14 protein-coding genes and 3 tRNA genes are annotated in these 20095 nt (G+C 63.0%); 13 read left to right on the top strand and 4 right to left on the bottom strand.

Annotated elements, in window-relative coordinates:
* Nucleotides 1–9: 9 nt before the first annotated feature.
* Nucleotides 10–960, top strand: coding sequence for a cytochrome b/b6 domain-containing protein (locus ACT3S6_RS01865; protein ID WP_444553469.1), 951 nt, complete (start codon nucleotides 10–12; stop codon nucleotides 958–960).
* Between the two features lie 102 nt (nucleotides 961–1062).
* Here the strand turns inward: ACT3S6_RS01865 and ACT3S6_RS01860 are convergent, their stop codons facing one another.
* Nucleotides 1063–3654, bottom strand: a complete 2592-nt coding sequence (locus ACT3S6_RS01860) for an ABC transporter permease (RefSeq protein ID WP_444553468.1) — start codon at nucleotides 3652–3654, stop codon at nucleotides 1063–1065.
* 1 nt (nucleotide 3655) lies between these two features.
* A complete protein-coding gene (locus tag ACT3S6_RS01855; protein WP_444553467.1) occupies nucleotides 3656–4405 on the bottom strand; it encodes an ABC transporter ATP-binding protein in 750 nt (249 codons plus the stop codon).
* A 181-nt stretch (nucleotides 4406–4586) separates the two neighbouring features.
* Here ACT3S6_RS01855 and ACT3S6_RS01850 point away from each other — a divergent pair, with 181 nt between their 5' ends.
* Both ACT3S6_RS01850 and ACT3S6_RS01845 read left to right on the top strand, forming a co-directional pair.
* Entirely contained in the window at nucleotides 4587–5750 is a 1164-nt protein-coding gene (locus ACT3S6_RS01850) for an LCP family protein (RefSeq protein ID WP_444553466.1), read from the top strand.
* 79 nt (nucleotides 5751–5829) lie between these two features.
* A complete protein-coding gene (locus ACT3S6_RS01845) occupies nucleotides 5830–6912 on the top strand; it encodes a hypothetical protein (RefSeq protein ID WP_444553465.1) in 1083 nt (360 codons plus the stop codon).
* Nucleotides 6913–6919: 7 nt separating this feature from the next.
* On the opposite strand, the gene ACT3S6_RS01840 is transcribed toward ACT3S6_RS01845, so the two are convergent.
* Both ACT3S6_RS01840 and ACT3S6_RS01835 read right to left on the bottom strand, forming a co-directional pair.
* Nucleotides 6920–7609, bottom strand: coding sequence for a response regulator (locus tag ACT3S6_RS01840; protein WP_444553464.1), 690 nt, complete (start codon nucleotides 7607–7609; stop codon nucleotides 6920–6922).
* Nucleotides 7610–8803, bottom strand: coding sequence for a sensor histidine kinase (locus tag ACT3S6_RS01835; protein ID WP_444553463.1), 1194 nt, complete (start codon nucleotides 8801–8803; stop codon nucleotides 7610–7612).
* 215 nt (nucleotides 8804–9018) lie between these two features.
* On the opposite strand from ACT3S6_RS01835, the gene ACT3S6_RS01830 reads away from it, so the two are divergent.
* From ACT3S6_RS01830 to ACT3S6_RS01785, 10 genes are all read left to right on the top strand, one after another.
* On the top strand, nucleotides 9019–12804 hold the full coding sequence (locus ACT3S6_RS01830) for a CDP-glycerol glycerophosphotransferase family protein (protein ID WP_444553462.1): 3786 nt from the start codon (nucleotides 9019–9021) through the stop codon (nucleotides 12802–12804).
* A 288-nt stretch (nucleotides 12805–13092) separates the two neighbouring features.
* On the top strand, nucleotides 13093–14151 hold the full coding sequence (locus tag ACT3S6_RS01825) for a 3-isopropylmalate dehydrogenase (RefSeq protein WP_444553461.1): 1059 nt from the start codon (nucleotides 13093–13095) through the stop codon (nucleotides 14149–14151).
* A gap of 69 nt (nucleotides 14152–14220) precedes the next feature.
* Nucleotides 14221–15312 carry a branched-chain amino acid aminotransferase gene (locus ACT3S6_RS01820; RefSeq protein WP_444553460.1) on the top strand — a complete coding sequence of 364 codons (1092 nt, stop codon included), beginning with the start codon at nucleotides 14221–14223 and terminating at the stop codon, nucleotides 15310–15312.
* Nucleotides 15313–15830: 518 nt separating this feature from the next.
* Nucleotides 15831–16970 carry a UDP-glucose 4-epimerase GalE gene (gene galE, locus ACT3S6_RS01815; protein WP_444553459.1) on the top strand — a complete coding sequence of 380 codons (1140 nt, stop codon included), beginning with the start codon at nucleotides 15831–15833 and terminating at the stop codon, nucleotides 16968–16970.
* A gap of 3 nt (nucleotides 16971–16973) precedes the next feature.
* Nucleotides 16974–17735: a fumarylacetoacetate hydrolase family protein gene (locus ACT3S6_RS01810; protein WP_444553458.1), complete on the top strand. Its 762-nt coding sequence runs from the start codon at nucleotides 16974–16976 to the stop codon at nucleotides 17733–17735.
* 53 nt (nucleotides 17736–17788) lie between these two features.
* Nucleotides 17789–18022 (top strand): hypothetical protein, encoded by a 234-nt coding sequence (locus ACT3S6_RS01805; protein ID WP_444553457.1) that lies wholly within the window; start codon nucleotides 17789–17791, stop codon nucleotides 18020–18022.
* A 42-nt stretch (nucleotides 18023–18064) separates the two neighbouring features.
* The gene (gltX, locus tag ACT3S6_RS01800; protein WP_444553456.1) at nucleotides 18065–19573 is read left to right on the top strand and encodes a glutamate--tRNA ligase; all 1509 of its coding nucleotides are present in this window, start codon (nucleotides 18065–18067) and stop codon (nucleotides 19571–19573) included.
* Nucleotides 19574–19696: 123 nt separating this feature from the next.
* A tRNA-Gln gene (locus tag ACT3S6_RS01795) sits at nucleotides 19697–19768 on the top strand.
* Between the two features lie 64 nt (nucleotides 19769–19832).
* Nucleotides 19833–19905, top strand: a tRNA-Glu gene (locus ACT3S6_RS01790).
* Between the two features lie 48 nt (nucleotides 19906–19953).
* A tRNA-Glu gene (locus ACT3S6_RS01785) sits at nucleotides 19954–20026 on the top strand.
* The last annotated feature ends 69 nt before the right edge of the window (nucleotides 20027–20095 follow it).

The following is a 20095-nucleotide window of genomic DNA, read 5'->3' as shown; positions in this document are numbered from 1 at the left end:
GGACCGGAGATGACGTTGAAGACCGAGCCCGGCCGGACAAAGCCCGGGACCCGGAGGCATCCCACCGGGGTGAAGGCGATTCTGCTGTGGATCGGTGTGGCCATGGTGACCCTGGCCGTCGTCGTCGTGCTGGCCCGGTGGATCCGGGGGTTGGAACCGGTGCAGGACTTCCTGCTCACCTACCCCGGACGGTCCGAACTTCCCGACGGGGCCCCGGTCGGGATACCGGCCTGGCTGGGGTGGCAGCACTTCCTCAACGCGTTCTTCCTGGTGCTGATCATCCGTACGGGCTGGCAGGTGAGGAACACCGCCCGACCCCCGGGTCATTGGACGCGCCGGAACACCGGACTGTTCAAGACCCGGAACAAGCCGACCAAGATCAGCCTGGACCTGTGGTTCCACCTGAGCCTGGACGTGCTGTGGTTGCTCAACGGGCTGGTCTTCGTGCTGTTGCTCTTCGTCACCGGTGGCTGGATGAGGATAGTTCCCACGAGTTGGGATGTGGTCCCGAATGCGCTCAGTGCCGCCTTGCAATATGCCTCGTTGAACTGGCCGATCGAGAACGGCTGGGTGAACTACAACTCGCTGCAACTGTTGGCGTATTTCGCCATCGTGTTCATCGCTGCTCCGCTCGCAGCGATCACCGGCGTGCGGATGAGCTCTGCCTGGCCCAAGGGCCACCGTAGGCTGGATAAGGCCTTCCCGATCGAACTCGCCCGCAGGATCCATTTTCCGGTGATGGTCTTCTTCGTCGGATTCGTCATCGTGCACGTGGTGCTGGTGTTCTCCACCGGGATGCTGGCCAACCTCAACCACATGTATGCCGCGAGGGAGGGGGCAGGATGGCTCGGCTTCGGATTCTTCGCTGCCTCGCTGGCCGTCATGGTCGCCGCCTGGCTCCTGGCCAGGCCCCTATTCCTCCGTCCAGTGGCCGGGTTGATGGGGAAGGTCTCGAAGTAGGCAAGGCCCGGCTTCTCCGAGGCCGGACCACCCGGATCCGACACAACGGAAGCCCCGCTCCTGGCGATAGCACGAGGGGCGGGGCTTCCGGCCGTCCTGGGCCTATTCGGTGGCCAGGCCCTCCACGGGGGAGAGGAGGGCCGCCCGGCGGGAGGGCAGGACCGAGGCGGCCAGCGCCGCGGCCACGGAGACCCCCAGGACCAGCGCCAGCTGGGCCCACGGCAATGACAGCGTCACGTCGGTGAAGGCGCCCAGGGCCGATTGCGCCCCCAGGGCGCCATAGGCGGTACCCAACACGATCCCCAGTGCCGCGGCCACCCCGGCGATCAGGACCGCCTCCAGGGCCAGCATGGAGCGCAGCTGGCCCCGGGTCAGCCCCAGGGCCCGCAGCAGGGCCGACTCACGGGTGCGTTCGAGCACCGACAGGCTCAGGGTGTTGGCCACCCCGATCAGCGCAATGAACACCGCCACGGCGAGCAACCCGGAGACCACGAGCAGGAGCGTGTCGATGACCTGGTTGAACAGCGAGCGCTCCAGGGCGCCACCGGCGACCTGGTAGTCCTGCACGTGTAGTTCGGTTGCCAACGTACTGCTCAGTTCCTGCAGTTGATCTGTGCTCAGCCCGTTGGCGGCTTTGAGCCACAGCAGCGGATAGGCGCCCACCTGATCGGGTCCCGCCTCGGCCGCGGCACGGGCCGCCGAAGCGCCGGTGGTGTATCCATCGAGCTGCTGTGCCGTTTCCAGGCTCATCAGCGGTGCCGAGATCTCCGACTGGGAATGCTTGGTCGCCAAGGAGCTGGCGGTGGATCCCTCGAACGCCGTGACCTCGACGTCGTCACTGGTGGTTGATTGGCCGACCAACACTTCGCCGGTGCCCGGTACCAGCGACGGGTCCTTGAGGACCCGGGCCAGTTGCTCGGCGGTTGCGGCGTAGACCGGCTCCCCGGCGGCGTTCCGCCCCACGGGTTTGAGCAGTGCGACCTCCTCGATCGAGTCGACCCCCGCGGCGAGCTTGGCTTGTTCGGTACCGAGCTGGCCGACCCCCGGCGCGGCATCGGGGCCGGGCTGGGCGCCGCCGTCGAAGCCCTCACCGTAGCTGGCGGGGGAGGCGACGGTGACATCGACCAGGTAGTTGCGGGCCAGCTCGTCGTTGAAGGACTGCTTGGTGGTCTGGGCGCCGACCATCATCATCGACACCAGCGTGACGCCGATCAGCAGCGCCGTTGCGGTCGCGGTGGTGCGCCCGGGGTTGCGCACCGAGTTCAACGACGCCAGCTTCGCCGGAACCGAGGATCCACTGATCAGCCGTCCCACGCCGCGGACGGCACCGGGCAGGAAGAGCGAGGCGAGCATCAGTACCCCGATGAAGGAGAACAGGCCTCCGGCGAAACCTACCAGGAGTAGGCCCAGCACCGCTCCCGCGATGAGCAACCCTCCGCCGCCCAACAGCAGGAGGGCCCCGAAGACCAGACGGACCTTGCCCACCCGGTTGTGCACGGTGGCGTTCTCGGCAGGACGCAGGGCGGCCAGGGGGGCCACGCTCATCGCCTTGCGGGCCGGGGCCCAGGCGGCGAAGAGGGTCATCACGGTGCCGGCGAGAAGACCGGCGATGATCGCGCCCGGGGGCACCGCCAACACGGCGAAGGAAGCCGAAGGCAGCGTCGAGACGTAGCCGACCAGCCCGGCCATGACCCCGATGGCCAGCAGCACGCCCAGGACGGAGGAGACCAGCCCTACCACCAGGGCCTCGACCAGCACCGAGCGGCGCAGTTGGGAGCTCAGGGCACCCAGGGTGCGGAGCAGGGCGAGTTCGCGGGTGCGCTGGGCGACCAGGACCGCGAAGGTGTTCATGACCACCAGCCCGGTGACCACCAGGGCGATCAGCGCGAAGACCAGCAGCACCCCGGTGAGCTGATCCTGGCCTCCGGTGAAACCTGCCAGGTCTTCGACGGTGCGTTCCTGCGCGGTCATGACCGACGCCTGGGGGACACCCGCGGACTTCAGTGCGGCAGTGACGGCCGAGGTGGCCTCTGCCGGGTCGGTTCCATCATCCAGTCGGACGAGCAGGGATTGATACTGCGGGTCGGAGCCGATCAGGGTGGAGTAGCGCTGGGGGGAGACGGTCACCTGCAGATTTGACCCCATGAAAGGGCTGTTGCTGGAGGTCGTGATCCCGCTGATCCGGGCCGTGAAGTCCACCGTGGAGCCGTCCGCGGAGGACCCGGACATCCCGACCTCGTCGCCGACCTTCAGGTGGTAGGTCTTGGCATGCTGATCGTCCACCGTGATTTCCTCGCGGCCGGCCGGAACGGCACCGGAGTCCAGCTTGGTGGTGCGCAACTGTTCGTCGGAGCCAAAGGATTGCACGATGGCGTTATAGTCGCCCGAGCCGGTTTCGATCCTGGCTCCGGCGCTGCTTTGGGCCTCCGCGGCGGCGACGCCGGGGGCCTGGCGGACCGCGGTGAGCTGCTCGGGGCCCAGTCCCACGCTGTCGTCGGTCTCATCGGGGCTGATGCCGGCGACCAGATCGGCGTTCTGATAGGCCACGCCGATGCTGCGTTCCAGCGAGGCGGTGGTGGAGGCGTTGACCATCAAGGTGGCCGCCAGGAAGGCGGTGCCGATCATCACGGCCAGGGTGACGGCGATGAAACGCCGCGAATACATGCGGATGTTGGCCAGGGCGAGTGAAAACATCCTAGGCCCCCAGACCGGCCAGTGCCGAGGTCACGGCTTCCGGCGTCGGATCCGGAAGGTGGCCGACCAGTTCGCCGTCGCGCATCAGCACGACTTCGTCGGCGTAGCGGGCGGCGGCCGGGTCATGGGTGACCATGATGATGGTCTGGCCCATTTCGCGCACCGAGGAGCGCAGCAGCGAGAGCACTTCGGCACCGGTGCGTGAATCGAGGTTGCCGGTGGGTTCGTCACCAAAGACGACGGCGGGGCGGGTGAGCAGGGCGCGGGCGACGGCGACGCGCTGCTGCTGTCCGCCGGAGAGTTCATGCGGCTTGTGGCCCAGCCGGTCCCCGAGGCCCAGGGTGTCCACGACGGTGGCGAGCCATGCGGCGTCGTGCTTCTTCCCGGCGAGTTGGAGCGGCAGCAGGATGTTCTGCTCCGCGTCCAGGGTCGGGACCAGGTTGAAGGACTGGAAGACGAAGCCGATCTTCTCGCGGCGCAGGCGGGTCAGCTCGTTGTCGTTCATCGAGGTGATCTCCTGCCCGGCGATCGTGATGGAACCGCTGGTGGCCGAATCCAGTCCGGCCAGGCAATGCATGAGCGTGGACTTCCCGGAACCGGAGGGGCCCATGATGGCGGTGAAGCGTCCGGCGGTGAAGCCGATGTCGACGCCGGCCAGGGCGTGGACCGCTGTGCTGCCGCTGCCGTAGACCTTGGTGAGGCCGCGGGCGGAGACTGCCTGGGTGGTGGTGGGGGTGTTGGTGATCGTCATGCTCCAAACCTATTGGCCCGGGTGCCCCTGCCGGATCAACCCGGTGGAGGGTCTTGGAGGCCCGCCAGGTCATACCGGGGTATGACATCGGCACCAGTCAGCGGTGGATCCGGACCACCCGCCGGGGCTTTTTGGTGTGGCGATCACGGCCCGCGAACCCCCAGAACGGCAGAATGAGCCCATGACTGTGCGTTCCTCCACTGCCGCCGCCGTGCTGGCCCCCGTAATGACCCTGGCCCTGCTGACCGGCTGCAGCACCCCGGCCGAGCCGGAAGCCTCCCCGAGCCCGGCCGCCTCCTCGGCGTCGTCCACGCCCAGCCCCTCCGCCCCGGCGGTGAAGACCCCCGGGATGAAGAAGGACCTCGCAGGATTCGCCACCAGCCTCTACACCGGGGAATCCGTGCCCGCCAGCGGACCGGCGGCCCAGGCGCTGAAGAAGGCCCAGGCACCCGAGAAGACCGCCACGGTGAAGGCGGCGACCGGGACCTGGAACAAGGAACATTTCGCCGTGCTCACCAGTGGCAAGGACGTCACCCTGGTGGTGAAGAAGAAGGGCAGCTGGACCGCGGTGGGCGGCTGGTGGCCCTCGTTGGGGATCCCGAAGGAGGCATTGGGCGGAAAACGCCATGTGCTGCTCATGGGCTCCGACGCCCGGGAAAAGCAGGGGGAGAAGATCGAAGAGGCCCGAGCCGATGCCTTGCAGCTGGTCGGGGTCGATGGCCACGGCGGCGGTGGGGTCATGGGCATCCCGCGTGACCTCTGGGTACCCCAGGCCAATGGCCGCAACGCCAAGATCAACAGCGCCTTGTCCACCGGCGGGCCCGAAGCCCAGACGAAGGTCGTCTCGAAGGCCACCGGCTTGCCGGTCCAAGGCTACGTCCTGACTGGGTTCACCGGATTCCAGAAGATGATCGACGAGCTCGGCGGGATCACCATCAAGGCCCCGATGAAGGTGCGGGCGGTGAAGAAGGGCACGCAGAAGGTCGACGGGTACGACGCCTTCTGGTTCACCCGCGAACGCAAGACGCTGCCCAACGGCGACTTCGACCGCACCTCCAACCAGGGGATCGCGCTGGCCGGGATCGGGGCCAAGGCGGTGGCCGAGGGGCCCGCCGGATTGGCGAAGATCCTCGACATCGCCGATCAACACGTCTCCACCGATCTGACGGCAGCACAGGCGCTGACCTTCGGGGCCTGGGCCTACCGGATCGAGTTGAAGAAGATGGGCCACCAGGTGCCCACGGCCGACTACGGACGCAGTGCCGACGGCCAATCGATCCTGGAGATCACCGGCGCAACCCGGAAGGTATTCGCGGACTTCAAGGACGGAAATCTGTCGAAGTAACAAAAAATATCGCCAATCGTGTCCTTTTCGTTACAATGGCAGAGGCGTCGTTTGGCGTCTGACCCGGTGAAGGAGGCGGATGCGCGCGACGACCCCATACTCGACCCCGCGCTCCACCCTGCGCTGGGCCGCCATCGCCGGCGCCCTGGTGCTGGGCGGTTCCCTCGCCATCGCGCCCGCTTCCGCCGCTGAAACATCCACCGCAGTCAGCGTCAACGCCGCCGACACCGCGGACCAGACCGACACCGACACGCCGGGGGAGACCCCCGAGGTCACCCCGGAATCGCCGATCACCCCGAGCGACACGCCATCGAAATCTCCCGGGACGGAAACCCCTTCCGAGACGCCGGACCCCGATGAATCCCCCGGGCCCACCGAGCCGACGGAACCCACTAAACCCACTGAGCCCGTTGACCCCACGGAGACGACCGACCCCACGACGGAGCCCTCCAGCCCGGATCCCACGACCCCGCCGCCCTCGTCGACGTCCCCGTCGCAGCCCGGCTCCTCCTCGGGGTCCAGCGGGTCGTCCTCGGATTCGAGCTCGAAGCCTCCGGCCCCGGCACCGTCGACGATGCCGTCGAAAACCACCCCGGGGGTCATTCCGGCACCACCGAAGCCCCCGCGGTATCCCTCGAAACCCGGCAGCTCGACCAGGAGCCCGTGGCCCGGCCAGTCCTCCAAGAACATCAGGACCCCGCACCCGGAAGCGCGGTATGGCGTCCGCGATGCCGCCACGGGGTTCCTCATCGACCCGGCCACCGGATATCCGATCCACCCCAAGACCGGGCTGCTCATCGAACCCGGTACCGGACGGATGCTGGTGCGTGGATCGTTGGAGGCCAGTGATTTCGTCTATGACCAGGCCTCACAGAGCGTGAAGCTCTCCATCGAACAGGACGGTGGCGGCTCCGATGCCGCGAAACCGGTCCCTTCGGCCGGGGCCGGGGTCGGGGGCACGAACGCCGCGGCCGTCGTCCCGACCTCGAAGGCCACGAGCCAAGCCGGGCACTCCGCCGACCGCCCTTCTGTCGTGATGGATCTGGTCACCTCGCCATCGGCCCCCGCCGTCGGTTTGGGTGCCCTGTTGGCGCTGGGCGGGCTCTGGTACTTCTTCGTCTTCATTCATCAGCCCAAGGAAAAACCCCGCTACCGTCGCTGAAAAGCGATCATGGGGTGACGACCCCGGTGGCGTAGGCAATGACCACGGCCTGGACCCGGTCGCGGGCCTGCAACTTGGACAGGATCCGGCCCACGTGGGTCTTCACGGTGGCCTCGGAGAGGAAGAGTTCGGCGGCGATCTCCGGGTTCGACTTGCCCCAGGCGATGAGTTCGAAGACCTCGGCCTCGCGGGCCGTCAGTGAGGCCACTGCTGCCTCGTGCCCCGACGTGGTGGCGGCCGGCTGGCGCAGCATCGGGGCGACATGGTCCAGCAGCCGCCGGGTGGTGGAGGGGGCGATCACGGCATCCCCGCGGAAGACGGTGCGGATGGCCTCGAGGAGTTCCTCCGGCGGGGCGTCCTTGAGCAGGAACCCGCTGGCCCCGGCATGGATGGCCGCCAACGCGTATTCGTCCAGATCGAAGGTGGTCAGCACGATGATGCGGGGGTCAGCCCCCGGCCCGTGTTCGAGTAGTTTGGCCGTCGTCCGGATCCCGTCCATTTCGGGCATGCGCACATCCATCAGGACGACGTCGGCGCGGGCCAGCGCGGGGGAGGCCAGGGCTTCACGGCCATTGGTGGCTTCGGCCACGACCTCCAGGTCGGGCTGCGAATTGATCAGCATACGGAATCCGCTGCGGACCAGGAGCTGGTCGTCGACGAGAGCGACGGTGATCGGGGTGTTGGGCTCGGTGTCCACTTAGTCCTCGGTGTAGGGGATGAAGATGCTGGCGGAGAATCCACCGGTGCTGCGCGGACCGGTCTCGATGCGTCCATCGTAGAGGCCCACCCGCTCGGCCATGCCGACCAGACCCTGGCGGGCCCCGACATTGTCTTCGGTCGCCGCCGCACCGCGCCCGTCGTCGGTGACTTCCACGTCCAATCCGGTGGAGGTCCATTCCAGCCGGACCTGCGAGGAAGCGGCCGGCCCGGCGTGCTTGATCGTATTGGTCAGCGCTTCCTGGATGGCCCGGTAGGCGGTCAATTCCGCCCCCGGCGGGAGCTCACGGCGGGGCGCCCCGGTGATCGAGGAGGAAACGTCCAACCCGGCGGTCCGGGTTTCGTCCAGAAGCCATTCGATATCGGCCAGCGTGGGCAACGGGCGGGTGGAGGCTTGCTCGTCGCCCCGCAGGACACCGAGTAGCCGGCGCATCTCGCGCAGCGACTTGCGTCCGGTTTCGGAGATCGTGCCCAGCGTTTCGCGGGCGACCAGCGGATCGTGTTCGCTCGCGTAGCGGGCACCATCGGCCTGGGTGATGATGACCGAGAGCGAATGGGCGACGATGTCGTGCATCTCCCGGGCGATGCGGCCGCGTTCATCGGAGGCGGCGAGGTCACGTTCCTGTTGGCGTTCGATCTCCAACCGGCTGGCCCGGTCGGACAGGGCCTGCATGGCCAGACGTCGGGTGCGGGCGAGGTCACCGAACGTCCAGGCGACCAGCACGATCAGGGCCAGGCCCACGAGGTTGGGCAACAGGTGCAGGCCCAATGCCTGCCCGGTCGGGTTTCCGTAGCGCAGCGTGGCCAGCAGGGCTCCGAGCATGCCGGCGCCGAGACCGGCGGAGGAGGCCCAGCGCTTGCCGTACTTCGCCAACGTAAATACCACGATCGGTACGGTCACTTGGGAGGGAAGGAACGTCGGGATTAGGACGACCTGCAGCAGGCATCCCAGCACGACGACGGAACTGCTCAGCAGCAGATGGGAGCGCCGCCAGATCAGCGGCAGGACCTGCAACGACGCGATGATGAATTCGAGGACGCGGTGCTGTCCGGAGAATCCGCCCAGGAGGAAGGCCGACAGCGTGAGGAGCAGCCACAGTCCGATCGCCAGGGCCCCATCGACTTTGCCCGGGTGGTTACGGATCCAAACATCCAGGATGCGGTGCGGGGTCATGGGACTACTCTACTTTTGTGCGGTGCCGTACATCGTCATACCCCGGTATGGTCTCGGCGGGAAGCATGGGACGACAGACCGCAGGACGTGAATAGAGGGAATCGACCGAAGTCCAAAGAAGTAAACGTGAGAAGACGGCCGTCAATTTCACTTGAGCCATGCCCTCCTCTAGCATTGTTTAGTTGTCAAAGCGTTAAATCATGGGGGAAGCCGCGGTGAATTTCAAGCGACATAGGGAAAGCAAACGACCAGAGTCGATTGCGGGAACGTATGTCAAAGGTGTTTTTACGCCGCTTATTTCCTATGCCGTCAGTGCCATTGCCGCCTCCCTGGCAATTCTCGTCGCGTCCGGTCCAGGGCATCAGGGTTTTTTCATCGGACTGTTGGCCTTCGCCTTGGCGGTCCATGTTCTGGGGTTCTGGCGAAAAAACGGGAAACTCGGGTACCGCCCAGTCATCCGCATCCTCGTCGCTGCCGCTGTCGCCGCCAATCTCGCCACTGTCGGTTTATCAGATGGTCGTCCGGAAGCACCCTATCTAGCCGTACTGGGCTTTATTGGGATTGGGCTGCCAGTACTGTTCGAGCCTTCTCTCAGGCGGGCCATCACTCTTCGCCTGCCGTTTGTCGCGCATTTGCCAGGGGTTCCGACGACGAGACAGCCGATCACCATCGATCGTCAACTGCTCACCGCTAGTTCAATCGTGATCATGGCCGGCGGAGTCCTGCAAGGCGGTGGACATCAGCTCTGGTGGTGGATCGCAGCCGTTGGCGTACTGGATATGTTCTATGCGCTGGTTTTTCTGCACGCCTTTGCCCAGTTTCGGCAGTCAACGCTTGTCAAACGAAATCTGGGGGACGCACTGCTGCGTCTCGCACCGGAATTCATGATCTACACCTCGTTGGCGGAACCAGCTGCTCACCAGGTCAAGATGTGGCTTCCCTACCTGGAGCGAACCGGGTTGCCTTTTGTGCTCGTCGCCCGCACCGAACGTACCGCTCGCGATCTTGCTGGGCTGACAACCCACCCTGTTCTCCTATGCCGCTCCATCGAAGCACTCGAAGAGGTCATGGTGGAATCAATGCGAGCAGTCTTTTACGTGAACGCTTCGTCCGGCAACAGCACGATGGTTCGGTACACGAATCTCACCCATGTCTTTCTTGGACATGGTGATTCGGACAAACCAACCTCATATAACCCGTTGCATGCCATGTATGACAAGATCTTTGCCGCAGGACCAGCTGCCATCAGAAGATACGCCGCGCACGACATCCATATTGACCCCACGAAGTTTGTTGTCGTCGGTCGCCCCCAGCTGGAGACCGTGATCCGCAACGTCCGATCGGACGCCGGCACGGGACCGCAGACAGTTCTTTTTGCTCCAACGTGGCGTGGACACGTCGAAGAGACGAGTTTGTCTTCCCTGGCCGTAGGGTTCGAGATCGTTTCGGGCCTCTTGGACCGTGGATGCCGCGTGATCTTCAGGCCACATCCGTTCAGTTATCAGTTCCCCGAAGACAGGGAACAAATCTCCAGGATCCATGAACGCCTGATATCGGACTCCAGAATTAGTGGCCTGCAGCACGTATACGGGGATGCAGCCGAAACGTTGCGTTCAATCACCGATTGCACCAACGAGTCCGATGCCATGGTTTCGGATGTGTCCAGTGTGGTATCGGACTACCTGTATTCCGAGAAGCCGTTCGCGATGATGTCGATTGGGATTGAAGCCGACCGGTTCTCGGAGCTGTATCCGGTCGGTGCGGCCGCATATGTTGTGGACGAATCCCTGACTACGCTTTCGGGGTCGCTTGATGCCATGCTCGGCAGTGATCCACTCAAGTCCGAGCGCAGAAGGTTGCGAGCTGACTATTTGGGCGACTTTCCCCTTGAAAATTATGCTTCGAATTTCGTCGAAGCCGCGCGGTCGCTGATAAACCCGGCGGGTATTGAAACATCATCGGTCGCTGGTGCCGCGACGACGAAGGTCCACTCGGCGGTGGCTGGGCAGAAACCCAACGCAGGTGAAGCGAAGAAGAGCCGGCCGACAACCCACGCGGCGAATCGACCTGGCCAGCAAGACTCAGGAACGTTGCCTCCAGAGGCCATCGTTGGATCGCATACCGGCGGAACCTCCACGCCGGATGGGCCCGAGCTACGAGTAGGAATCCCCTCGGGGATGACATTCGAAGGCGCGGCCAGCGAGCCGGGGCAGTCGGTGGTTTCAGCCATGGCGGCCCCCAAGGAGAATCTCATAGTTCACCTGGCTGGAAGGATCTGGAAAAGGGACTCGGGGCGGACCGTATTACCGGTCAGTCTGAATGTGGCGGTCTTTGCGTTTGCGGTCCTGGGTGCCTCCCCTCTCTTCGTGGCCGCTCTGGGTGTGGCCGCATCTGCCACCTATCTATTCCAGAACAAGCAGGCAGCCGGGGATTCCAGAACCGTAAATCGGCTGCTGAGGGCAGTCAATGGTGCTCGCTCGCTCGGAGTAGCGGCACTGGGCATTACGCTCATGGGCAGGTATGGCTGGTCCTGGTGGCTTGCTGGTGCCGCAACCCTGCTCCTCCTATCCATCGTGATGGAAACGAGCATCCATAAAGCCTGGCGTGTGAGTGGTCTCGAATGCCGGAACGTCCGGGGGGTCGAGACCCGCGGCTATCAGCCGATTGCTCGGGGATACGCAACTCTCATTTCCAGCGCCGCGATCGCTCTGTGCTGGATGCTCGCCTACGTGGGATCCCACCCGGTCATGATTTTCATTGTCTCTGCAGGTCCTTTCCTGTTCTCCGTATTTATCTTCTGCAGCGGCTTGGAACGAGGGGTGCGAAGCGCCAAGCTGGAGACTTCCTTGCCGGACGTCTTGGAGTCCATCTCTCCGGAGTTCGTCGTCTACTTCGGGGCAAAAACGGGTATCGATTACCAACTGGGCATGTGGCTGGAATATTTTGAGGAAATGAACAAACCGTTCATCATCGTGACCCGAAATATCGTCATGATGCGCGAAATTTGGCCGCGCACCACGGCACCGGTGATCTACCGGAGGACGCTGCGCAGTCTGGAAGAGGTCATTACGCCATCGCTGAAAGTCGCTTTTTACGTCAACAATGCCGGGAACAATTCCCATTTCATCGAACGACGCGACCTCAAACATGTGTGGCTCAACCACGGGGATTCCGAGAAGCCGGCCTGCTACAACCCGGTGCACAACATCTACGACTACATTTTTTCTGCCGGACAGGCTGGTGTGGATCGCTATGCCCGTCATGGAGTTTCCATTCCCGCGGAAAAATTCAAGATCGTCGGCCGTCCCCAGATTCGGGAAGTGTTGCGTCAAAGCCACCAGCAGGAACGGGGACGCTCCCAGACCGTCCTGTATGCACCAACCTGGCGGGGCCCGTATAAGGACACCGAAGTCTATTCACTTCGCCATGGTGAAGAGATCGTTTCCGCCTTGCTACAGCGCGGTTGCACCGTTGTGTTTCGCGCTCACATCCTCAATTACCAATTCCAGGATGACGTGAAAACTATCAAGCGGATTTGCCGGCTTCTTCGCAAGAACGCCGCAAAGACCGGCCGAGACCATAAGTGGGGTCGGAAGGCAGAAAACAAAATGAGTATCGTTGACTGCTTCAACTCCTCTGATGCGATGGTTTCAGACGTGTCGGCAGTCGTGTCGGACTACCTGCAATCCGAAAAGCCCTTTGCCGTCGTGTCGATGAAGAAAACTCCCGCAGAGTTGAAAAGTGAGCTACCTGCTACCGCTGCCGGATACATTCTCAAAGAAGACCAGTCCAATCTCCCGGAGGTCCTGGATCAGCTGTTGGGTGAAGATTCGAAATCCGAGCTGAGGACTGAAATACGCAACTACTACCTGGGGGAGTTTGACCAAGCCCAGTATTCGAACCAGTTTCGTCTAGCGTGTGAAGGGCTGATAGATGGCGTAGAAGCCCCCGTGAAATCTGTGAACTCTTTAGAATCGGTTGCCGTCGACAGTTTGCCGTGAGCCCGGGCAAGGCTCGCCAAGTATCCGAATGAAATAAAATGTGCCCAGGGTAAGTGCGGATGGGAACTGAATCGTCGAGGTGGTTTAGTTGACCGGATCTCCCGAAAAATCCCGAACGTTGGGACCCACTGTGCTCTCGTTTTGCTCCCACCAAACAACCGCCAGTAAACGGACTCAGACATCACAAAACGGCTTAGCTTGAACTAAGTGACGAAGCGACCTCTACGAACTGATCTCAAATAGCGAGACGGTTTGTTCGGCATTCGGACAGCGCAATATTCTGGAAGCATGAGCAACGCGATTGATTTGGCCGTCATCCCCGGCGACGGCATTGGCCCGGAGGTCATTGCCGAAGCCCTCAAGGTCCTGAAGAAGGCAACCGAAGGCGGGGACCGTTCACTGCGGTTCACCAACTACAGCCTGGGCGCACAGCATTGGTTGGAAACGGGCGAGACCCTCACCGATGAGACCCTCGAAGCCCTGCGTGCCCACGAGGTGATCCTTTTCGGCGCCGTCGGTGCCGCGCCGGGGGATACCCGCATTCCCTCGGGACTGATCGAACGCGAACTGCTGCTCAAGCTGCGCTTCAGCCTCGACCACTACATCAACCTGCGCCCATCGCGCCTGTATCCCGGGGTCCCGAGTCCACTGGCACATCCCGGGGACATCGATTTCGTCGTCGTCCGCGAGGGTACCGAGGGGCCCTATGTCGGCAACGGTGGTGCACTGCGTGTTGGCACCGAACATGAGATCGCCACCGAGGTCTCCGTCAACACGGCCTATGGGGTGGAAAGGGTCGTCCGAGAGGCCTTCCGCCGCGCCAATGAGCGTCCGCAACGCCATGTCACCCTGGTGCATAAGCACAACGTACTCGTCCATGCAGGGCACCTGTGGCGCAGAACAGTCGAGGCCGTCGCCACCGAATATCCGGAGGTCACCCACGACTACATGCACGTCGATGCCGCCACGATCTTCATGACCACGGACCCTTCACGCTTCGACGTCATCGTCACCGACAACCTCTTTGGCGACATTCTCACCGACCTCGCGGGAGCGGTCACCGGGGGGATCGGACTGGCGGCCTCCGGAAACATCAACATGCTCGGCACGGGTCCCTCTATGTTCGAACCGGTGCATGGCTCGGCTCCGGACATCGCGGGACAGCAGATCGCGGACCCGACCGCGGCAATCCTCTCCGCGGCGCTCCTGCTTGAACATGTGGGCCTGGCCGACGCTGCCTGCCGGGTCGAAGCCGCCGTTGAAAAGGACCTGGATTCACGCGCGGAACTGACCGATCCGCGATCAACTGCGGAAGTCGGAGACGCGATCACGCTGGAGCTGTCATAAGCTGGTGCCGGAACAACGTCCCGTGTGAGGGGCGGCACGAAAACTTTGCAGAGGAAGTGCGTAGGCACCATGGAATTCTCACAACAGCTCTCCACCACCCCCAAGAGCGCCGAAGAACGCGCCAAGATTCTGGCAGATCCCGGATTTGGCGACTTCTTCACCGACCATACCGCCATCGTCGACTGGACCCAGGATGCCTCTGGGAAGGGGGTCTGGCACGATGCCCGGATCGAACCCTATGGTCCGATCATGATGGACCCGGCGGCATCGGTCCTGCACTACGGACAAGAGATCTTCGAGGGATTGAAGGCCTACCGTCACGCGGACGGAAGTGTCTGGACGTTCAGGCCCGAAGCGAACGCGGCACGTTTCAACACCTCTGCCCGTCGGCTCGCCCTGCCCGAACTGCCCACCGACGTGTTCATTGATTCACTGAAGCGGTTGGTGTCCGTCGATGTTGATTGGGTTCCCACCGGCGAGGGCGAGGCGCTGTACTTGCGTCCATTCATGATCGCCACGGAAGCCTTCCTGGGCGTGCGCCCCTCCCATGAGGTCTCCTACCGTGTCATCGCGTCACCGGCGGGCAACTACTTCGGGGGAGAGCTCAAGCCGGTTTCCATCTGGCTATCGACGAGCTATGCCCGGGCCGGCCATGGGGGCACCGGTGAAGCCAAATGTGGTGGCAACTACGCCGCATCGCTGGCCGCCCAGCTCGAAGCAGAAGCCAACGATTGCAAGCAGGTCCTCTTCCTGGATCCCACCAACGACTTCGCCGTCGACGAATTGGGCGGCATGAACGTCTTCTTCGTCTTCACCGATGGCACGCTGGTCACCCCGGAACTGAACGGGAACATCCTGCATGGCGTCACCCGGTCCTCGGTGATCGAGCTGGCCCGTGAGCGTGGCCTGACGGTGCAGGAACGCAAGATCACCATCGAGGAATGGAGAACCGCGGCAGCAGACGGCTCCCTCGCCGAGGTCTTTGCCTGCGGTACCGCTGCGGTCATTACTCCCATCGGGGAACTGAAGACCACTGATGAATCGATCGTGACGCCGGAAACCGGCAAGGATTCGGTGGCCATGGCCATCCGTGAACAGCTGCTTGGCATCCAGACCGGAACCGTCGAAGACACCCACGGCTGGCTCACCCGCCTCGTTTAGGAAAGACGTATTCCGAATCGGACTCATCTGGCCCGGCACCAGCGCAAAGCAGTGGCCCGCGCAGGTGTCGGGCATGGCGTCCGTGGAGGAGCCACGCTGACAACAGTCGAAGTTTCCAGGTAAACGTCCAGATGCCCTGGAGCGCGCGTGGACGACGGTGCACCAGGAGGGGCCTGGTCAAGTGGAGGCGGGCTGGGCAGGTCCCATGGGAACTGACCAGCACCAAACCCGCATGGTTACCGAACTGGCGAAGTAGGCCAGGGTCACCACGCGTCTCTCCAGGGATGACTCGAAGCAGGCGAACTGTCCCTGCCGTTCGCTCGCCGGCCTGCTCCGAGCCCCAATTCGGGGACCTGCGCGGTGACGCTACATGCATTGAACCGGTGGTGCCGGACCGGACTTGGCGAGTGGAGAAGCATGCGAAACTGCCTGGGCCTGAGAGCAACGATGAAAAATGAATCGGGCTAGCGTCGGTGCAATCATCTCCGAGACCGAGACGAACCTCATAGACTTGGGACATGCGCATTCTCGTTACCGGCGGAGCCGGGTACATCGGCTCACATACTGTTCTCCAACTACTTGAAGACGGGCATGATGTCCATGTTCTGGACAACCTGTCGAATTCATCCGTCGAAGCGCTGAGGCGGGTTGCGGAACTAGCGGGACGTGAAGCCTCCTTGCACGTGGCGGACCTACTGGATCCGGCAGCACTTGATCGAGTATTCACCGAGGCGGACCCCGAAGCAGTTATTCACTTTGCCGGGTTGAAGGCCGTTGGTGAATCGGCGCTGAAACCGCTCTGGTACTACCGAAACAACGTCGTGGGGACGCTCAACCTGCTTGAGACGATGGAAGCCCACGACGTTCGTACCATCGTCTTCAGCTCATCCGCCACGGTCTATGGCGGAGCAGGAGGCACCGTGGAGTACACGGAAGCCTTGCCACTGGACGCCATGAACCCTTATGGGCGGACCAAGATGCATATCGAGCAGATTCTCCAGGATCTAGCGGCATCGGATGAACGTTGGAAGATCGCCAATTTGCGGTATTTCAACCCCGTTGGAGCCCATGAATCCGGCCGAATCGGCGAGGACCCGCAGGGGCTACCGAATAACCTGATGCCTTTCGTCGCTCAGGTTGCCGTTGGGCGCAGAGAGAAGGTGAATGTCTTTGGGAATGACTATGACACCGCGGACGGCACCGGTGTCCGGGACTACATCCACGTAGTGGATCTGGCGGCAGGGCATCTCAAGGCCCTCGAATACCTCGTGGCCCACGACGGACTGCACTCCTGGAATTTGGGTAGCGGTGTCGGGACATCCGTCCTGGATGTGATTCAGGCTTTCTCCCGTGCTTCGGGGAAAGAGGTTCCATATGAAGTCACCGATCGCCGACCTGGGGACCTGCCGGCGTACTGGGCGGATCCCACGTTGGCTCGAGAGGAACTCGGTTGGAAATCAGAGCGTGGGCTCGAGAACATGGTGGCTGATGTCTGGCGCTGGCAATCAGCCAACCCGGAAGGCTACCGGGAACTGGCTCCCGAGGAGACGGGCCCGGCTGAATCCCATTCGAAATCTCGAAGAGCTAACTTGAGCGGAAAACGCCCTACCCCCGGGAACGCGGATCGCGACGACCACGATTCCTCTACTAGGCTGTAACCCATGCGTATTGCTCGGTTTGTACTAGACGATGACCCCATGTACGGCGTAGTCGACGGCGAAGACGTCATCGTCATCGCCGGTGACCCCTTCTTCCAAGGCATCAAGCCCACCGGTGCCCGCCACCGGCTCGACGATGTCCGGCTACTGGCCCCGATCATCCCGCGCTCGAAGGTCGTCTGCTTCGGCCGCACCTACGCTGAACATGCCCGGGAAATGGGCAACGAAGTACCTGTCACTCCGTTGATGTTCCTCAAGCCGAACACTTCGGTGGCCGGCCCTGGTGACCCGGTGACCCTTCCTGCCTTTTCCGAAGAAGTGTCCTACGAAGCCGAGCTGGCCGTCGTGATCGGACGCATCTGCAAAGACGTTCCCGCGGACAAGGCCGGGGATGTGATCTTCGGCTACACCTGTGCCAACGACCTCACGGCCCGTGACGTGCAGAGAACCGATAACCAGTGGGCCCGCGCCAAGGGCTGGGATGGCGCCTGTCCCATCGGCCCATGGATCGAAACGGAACTGGATGTCGAAGACGTGCGGATCCAGGGACGCTTGGACGGCGACACCGTCCAGGACGCGGATACCACCTTGATGGTCTGGAGCGTTCCCGATCTGGTGGCCTATGCCTCGCAGGCGTTCACGCTGTTGCCCGGCGACATCCTGCTGACCGGGACACCTGCCGGGGTCGGGCTGCTCCGTGAAGGACAGCGTTTCGACGTCGAGATCGAGGGCATCGGCACGCTCACCAACACGTTCCGTCGCTAGCGGCAGCTGCTATGTACGGAAAGCGTCGCGTCGGACGGGCCATCAGGGAGTCGATGACGGAGACCCAACGGAGCCGGGCGGCCCGCCCCGCCTGGCAGAGGCGTCGCTCCGCTTTTTGGGCGACCGCATGGGCATTGGCCGTCTGCTCACGGATCTCCTACCGGGCAGGATGGCCTGTTCCGGTCACCACCACGTTGTTGGTCATCGCCATCGTGGTGGCCGTGGCACTATTGACCCGCCGTATTGTCACAGCGGTACGTGGCAGGAGTCGGACCGCAGAGCGATGACGCGGATCAACTTCCCCTGACCGTATTAGGATGGGTGGCATCATGATTGAGCCATCCCAGATTCCCATCGTCACCGACGAGACCCCTGTCCGCGTCCGTTTCTGCCCGTCCCCGACCGGGACCCCACATGTCGGACTCATCCGCACCGCACTGTTCAACTGGGCCTATGCCCGGCATACCGGCGGAAAAATGGTGTTCCGGATCGAAGACACCGACGCCAAGCGTGACTCCGAGGAAAGCTATCGTCAGCTCCTCGACGCGCTCGACTGGCTAGGCATCACCTGGGATGAAGGTGTCGACGTCGGCGGCCCGCACGAGCCCTACCGGCAGTCCCAGCGCGCAGATATCTATCAGGACGCGATCGCGAAGTTGCGTAGCGCCGGGCACCTCTACGAGTCGTTCTCCACCCCTGAGGAAGTCGAGGCACGCCACCGTGCGGCGGGGGAGGACCCCAAGCTCGGCTATGACAACTTCGATCGGACCCTCAGCGAGGACCAGATCGCCGCCTTCCGGGCCGAGGGGCGGGAGCCCGTCCTGAGATTGCGCATGCCGGATGACGATCTGACGTTTACCGACCTCGTTCGCGGTGAGATCACCTTCAAAGCCGGGTCAGTCCCCGATTTTGCCGTTGTCCGCGCCAACGGGAAGCCACTCTATACCTTGGTGAACCCCGTGGATGATGCCCTCATGGGGATCACCCACGTCCTGCGCGGCGAGGACATCCTCTCCTCGACGCCACGACAGATCGCCCTGTACCGCGCGATGATCGATGTGGGAATCGCCGAACACATGCCCCTCTTCGGGCATCTGCCCTACGTCATGGGTGCCGGCAAGAAGAAGCTCTCCAAGCGTGACCCCGAGGCCAGTCTCTTCCTCCACCGTGACCGGGGTTTCATCCCCGAAGGCCTGTTGAACTATCTGGCGTTGCTGGGGTGGAGTCTGTCGGCAGACGAAGACATCTTCACGCGCGACCAACTGGTGGCGGCTTTTGATATCCACGACGTACTCGGCAACCCGGCCAGGTTCGATGTGAAAAAGGCTGAGGCCATCAACGGCACCCATGTTCGGATGCTTGAAGCGCGGGATTTCCGCGACCGATTGGTTCCTTATTTGCGGGCTGCCGGAGTCACGGGGGAGACGCTGACCGCAGAGGAGGAGCACATATTGGACCAGGCGGCGCCTTTGGTCCAGGAACGCATCACCTTGCTGGGTGAGGCACCAGAGATGCTCGAGTTCCTTTTCCGTGGCGATGACGAGATCGTGATCCAACCGGAAGCTCTCAAGGGCATGCCCGGAAATGCCGACGAAGTTCTCGACGCGGCCCTGGCCGAGCTGACGGAACTGGTCGCCTGGGACGCGGAATCGATTCAAGGGGTCTTGCGCGCAGCGCTGATCGAGAACATGGGTATCAAGCCGCGGCTTGCCTTCGGTCCGCTGCGTACCGCCATGTCAGGTAAGCGTGTCTCGCCTCCGTTGTTCGAATCCATGGTCATCCTGGGCAAGGATTCATCCCTGAAGCGCCTGCAGAACTTCAGGACCACGCTGGTCTGAGCGTCCACTCCTGGGCGCGAACAGCCGATTTTGGTTTTGTCGGAATCCTCGGGTAAAGTTATTTCTCGTGCCGAGGCATACGGAACATCCCGGAAAGGATGTGAACGTAGTCCGGCAAACCATTGGGATATGGTGTAATTGGCAACACATCGGTTTCTGGTACCGACATTCTAGGTTCGAGTCCTGGTATCCCAGCGCTACAGCCGGGGCAGATTCTGCGCCGGCTGGCATTGTCCGATGAGCAATCAGGACAAGCTATGGCCCCATCGTATAGCGGCCTAGTACGCCGCCCTCTCACGGCGGTAACGCGGGTTCGAATCCCGCTGGGGTCACGTTCACCAGAACAGGGCGGCATCAGCCCTCAACGATGCGAGCTATGCGGCCCCATCGTATAGCGGCCTAGTACGCCGCCCTCTCACGGCGGTAACGCGGGTTCGAATCCCGCTGGGGTCACCTGTCGAATTTCGCGGTACATCATCATGATGTGCCGCGATTTTCTTTTGTACCCCAAGGCCACGCGCG

The organism is Arthrobacter sp. AOP36-C1-22 (genome assembly GCF_052377515.1).
Classification (GTDB): domain Bacteria; phylum Actinomycetota; class Actinomycetes; order Actinomycetales; family Micrococcaceae; genus Arthrobacter_H.
The sequence above is the reverse complement of the archived record's forward strand: the minus strand, read 5'-3'. Positions and strand labels throughout refer to the sequence as shown.